The sequence below is a fragment of the Mesorhizobium sp. P5_C1 genome, from assembly GCF_054049815.1.
Genome location: NZ_JBFULQ010000470.1, coordinates 1 through 4,272, shown reverse-complemented (window position 1 = coordinate 4,272; position 4,272 = coordinate 1). Strand labels below are relative to the sequence as shown.

2 protein-coding genes are annotated in these 4,272 nt (G+C 62.4%); both read left to right on the top strand.

Translation table 11 applies throughout. The features are described 5' to 3' along the window. Window positions 1–262: 262 nt before the first annotated feature. Window positions 263–3,109, top strand: coding sequence for a hypothetical protein (locus tag ACXJ7R_RS25980; protein WP_457154327.1), 2,847 nt, complete (start codon window positions 263–265; stop codon window positions 3,107–3,109). 92 nt (window positions 3,110–3,201) lie between these two features. Then, window positions 3,202–4,272 (top strand): TM0106 family RecB-like putative nuclease (locus ACXJ7R_RS25975; protein ID WP_457154326.1); only part of this gene is annotated, 1,071 nt, incomplete at its 3' end.

The window sequence follows — 4,272 nt, the reverse complement described above, 5'->3', positions numbered from 1 at the left end:
GGTCGGGGGCTCGGGATTTTCGGCCCGTGTCGTGGCCTTCGAACTGAAACGGTGGGCGCCATAGATGGGATGCGTTGATTCTACAGAATGCCAAGTCGCGGGCCTTTCCGCTTGACCTTGTTCAGAGGATCGGTTGCACCTAGTTTGCCGGCGGAGGACGAGGCGATTGATGCGACTGATGACATCGATAAGACCGACGGCGACGGGTTTTTGGTGATGCGGCGGCGGGCTGCTGGTACGCCTTTTGGGGAGTGACGGTTCCGTGAACCAAGTGCCGCCGGAGCTGGCCGACAGTTTTGACACGTTGCGAAAGCTGTGGCTCAGCCAGTTTCCCAAGCGGGCCAACGGCGGCTGGTGGGCGCTGAGCGGTTTTTCAATTCAGGCTACGGCGGCGCTCGAGCGTTTCGTGCACGCTTTCCTGATCAACGGACAGACCCCGGTCGTCGAAATCGAATCGCTCAGCGACTTCCTAGTCTCCAGTGACAAGTTGAGCCTGACACAGGTCAAACGGGCCCTGACGGCCAAGTCGCTGGCAGCCGCGTTGCGCGAGGCCTACGACATCGTCTCGCTCTGTTCGCCCTCGATGATGGACCGAATTGAGTTCCAGATCGTCTGTGAAGGGTGCGAACCCGGGTTGACGGTCAACGGGCTTGGCGCGGATAAGATTTTCGGCGTGGGCGAGGTATACGACAAGGATCGTCTCACCCTCGCGCGCCGTTTGTTCGTCAAGGGTGAACCGATCCGGATTATGTCGAATCCGGGGCTCTCTCTTCGCCGCGCGCTGCTGATGGGCGGCRTGCTGGACGCCGATCGCGTGGCTCGAGCGGCGCTTGGCGACATTTTCGACGCCTTTAATGGCCGAGACCCCGATCGCGTTCGAACCGCGCTTTACAAAGTCATGTCCGACATCGTAGCGGCTTCCAAATCGGAAAATCGCCTGCCGGGTCGGCTGCTGACAGCGCACGAGTTCCTGCCACGTCCCAATGCCATCAACGCCCTCTTCACGCGCCCTCGTCCGCGGCTCGACGATCTGGCGGGGGGACGTTTCCGCGCTCGGCCACGACAGCTCGCCAACATCGTCGGCGCTGCCCGGGCGTGGCTCGGCGCGCTGTCCCAAGCCTATGGCGCGGACGACCACCGGCTCCCGGTTTTCTGGATCGAGGGCCGCTCGGGCGATGGCAAGTCGATTATATTGTTGCAGCTAATCGAGGCGTTGGTGATCTCCGGCCGACTGGCCTCGGTGACGGAACTGCTGCGATTGGCGGAGTTCGAAGCCTGGCTTGCCAGCTGCGTGAAATGGTCCGGCGGGACACAGCAGGCCGAGATTTGTTTCCTCGATGACCTGCCAGCCAAGATCGATCGTTCCGCTCTTGATCGGGTGGTGGACGACGGGTTCTATCGCGGCACACCCTACGCGGGTCTGATCACCTGCGGCACACACGACCTCTATCAGGTTTTTAGCGCATCCGAACACCTCGCCTTGACCCGGTTTTCGCTGCCAGCGCCGGACGCGGCGGAATACGACGCCTTCCACCAATGGGCCGAGGTTCGGTTAGGGCGGCCGATGGCTGAGCCCTTGGTGAAGCAGCCCAGCTTGGCGGCGTTCATGCTCGCGCTGACAATCGAAGCACAGGCGGAAACGAATAGCCAAATCTCGGCGCGATCCGAGGCATTTGCAAGAATTCGAAGCGTGGCGGCGGCGAACGCGCTGGGCTTCGCGGCGCCGGCCGAGCTGGTAACGACGGCCGACCTGGCTAAGTTCGCCCAGCACTGGACCGACGTGGAGCTAAGAGCCGAGGAGGGCGAGGACGGTTCGCGGCTGGCCCACGCGGAGGTCATCTGGCCAATTTATCTCCGCGGCATCAACCGAACGGATGTCGGCGGCGAATGGGGACGCGACCTCGCTCGCGTGCTCGCGGCGCAGCTCAAGGGCGCGCGCAAGAACGCCGCCCGTGGCCTGCTCGGCGCCCTGCTGGACAAAAAAATGATCGTGGCCATGCTGCGCAAGGCCGACCAGGCGGACACGACCGCCGACATCTTCAACGCCGCGTACGAGGAAGTGGCGCGGCTTTGCACGCACACACAAGCGGCGCCACTTTTTCGACTTTGGCTGGCCGCGAACGCTTCAAAGAGACTGACCGCGGTCACTACGGCCGAGCTAAGAGCCCAGGGGCGCGCCCTTCTCTCCGCGCCAGGCGTCGCTGTCCAGGATCGCGCGGAAATCGCCGTGTCGCTGCTTGAGGGCAAAACAGCGGACGCTGCGTCAGTGTCGGCGGCGGCGTTCCTGCGGGGAGCTCAGCCGGCGCCGATCATACTGCGGTTTGTTTCAAAGGAACTGGGTCGCGGCGTGAAGTCCCTCCACGGCGCCCTCGTGCTCGAATGGCTTCGAAGACATCTCCGCTCAAGGGCCGTCGGCGAAGTTCTTGCCTCATCGCTGGCATCGACGGCGACGCCCAAGCTGGTTGAGTATGCATACTCCTTCATTGATCGGTTTGTGACCGATCCTGTCAGTGGGCCGGTGCTGTGGTCACTCAGTCGCATACCCAGKGGCCGAGGATTCGACCGCCTTCAAGACCGTTGGCTGTCCACCGCCGCCGATCCTGTTACCGCGGCTCGGGTCTACAACGCCGAGCTGGGGAGCGGCCAGCGGCGGCGCTTTGTGGAGCGGGCCAAGGCCTTTATGATGCAACACCCGGGCATTCGTGGCGAACACGAGGTGTTGGCTCGGCTGCTTCATCTCAAGGGGGACGATCCCGTCATCACCGGCCTCGCGCATCGATTTCTTGACCAACATGCTGGCTCAAGCCTGGCGAACCCGCTGCTGGCCGAATTGCTGCGATTTGAACCGCTCGCCGCGACGGATCTCGGCCGCGTCTTACACCATATCGACTTGGAAGTTGTTGGGGGAGGGCACCTCTTCGCGATGGTGGCCATCATACTTCAAGGATACGACGCGGCGACGCGTCGGGTCCTGCGGCTCGAGCTCTCACCCGCCGAAGCCATGATATTCGACAAAGCGATGCGCTGGAAAATCCCGCGCGCGCTCAGCCCACCCTTGGCTGGGCTTGCCGCGCGGGCAGATCGCAAACCAGGCGCCTCCACTTCATGAGTGTGTTGCTTGGCGCGACGTTGTTCTTCAAGCGGAGAAGCGGCGAAATAAAATTCAGTTGCTCAAAGTGTAATTCTTCCTAATCTGCTTTTATGAGGCGATCCGATGACGAAATAAATCTGACGGCGACGGATCTGGTTGGCCATTTGAACTGCCGCCATCTAACAGCGCTTGACCTCGCTGTCGCGCAAGGCGTGCTGGCTAAGCCATCGACCTATGATCCGTTTCTTGACATCCTGAGGGAGCGAGGCGCGCTGCATGAGCAAGCGTATGTCGATCATTTGAAAGCTTCGGACCTCGACGCGGTGCGCATCGATGGTGTTGATATCACGGCCGCGTCGGCTGCGCGGACGCTCGAGGCGATGCGGGCTGGTACGCCCGTTATCGTCCAGGGCGCTCTGGCGAACGGACGGTGGAGTGGCAGGGTGGACGTGCTGCTGCGCGTCGAGACGCCCTCCGCGCTCGGCTCCTGGTCTTACGAGGCGGTCGATACCAAGCTGGCGCGCGAGACCAAGGGGGGCACCGTGCTCCAGCTCTGCCTCTATTCGGATCTGCTCGCCCGTGCGCAAGGCTCGAGCCCCGAGTTCATGCACGTGGTTCCGCCATGGGCGGATTTTCAGCCGGAGCGCTATCGCTTCGCTGATTACGGCGCGTTCTTTCGCCGGGCCAAATCCGGACTTGAACTCGCAGTCGACGCCGCCGGCGACTTGAATACTTATCCCGACCCAAACAGCCACTGCGAAGTTTGTCGCTGGAGCAAGCAATGCGACGGGCGGCGCCGAGCCGACGATCACCTGAGCCTCGTCGCCGGCATCTCCAAGGTTCAGATAAACGAGCTGAAAAGCCAAGGCGTCGAGGCGATGCGATCGCTAGCCGGCCTGCCGCTGCCCTTGCAATGGAAACCTGAACGCGGTTCGGTCCATTCCTATGAACGTGTTCGCGAACAAGCGCGTTTGCAAGTCGCGGCGAGAGACAGCGGYGTTCTCGGCTTCGAACTCTTGCCCGCCGAACCAGGTTTTGGCCTGTCCTGTCTTCCGGAGCCGTCGGATGGCGATGTCTTCCTCGACCTGGAAGGCGATCCCTTCGTGGGCGAGCATGGGCTTGAGTACCTGTTTGGCTATTGGTTTCGCGACGCCGCCAGCGGGTGGAGTTACGTCGGCGAC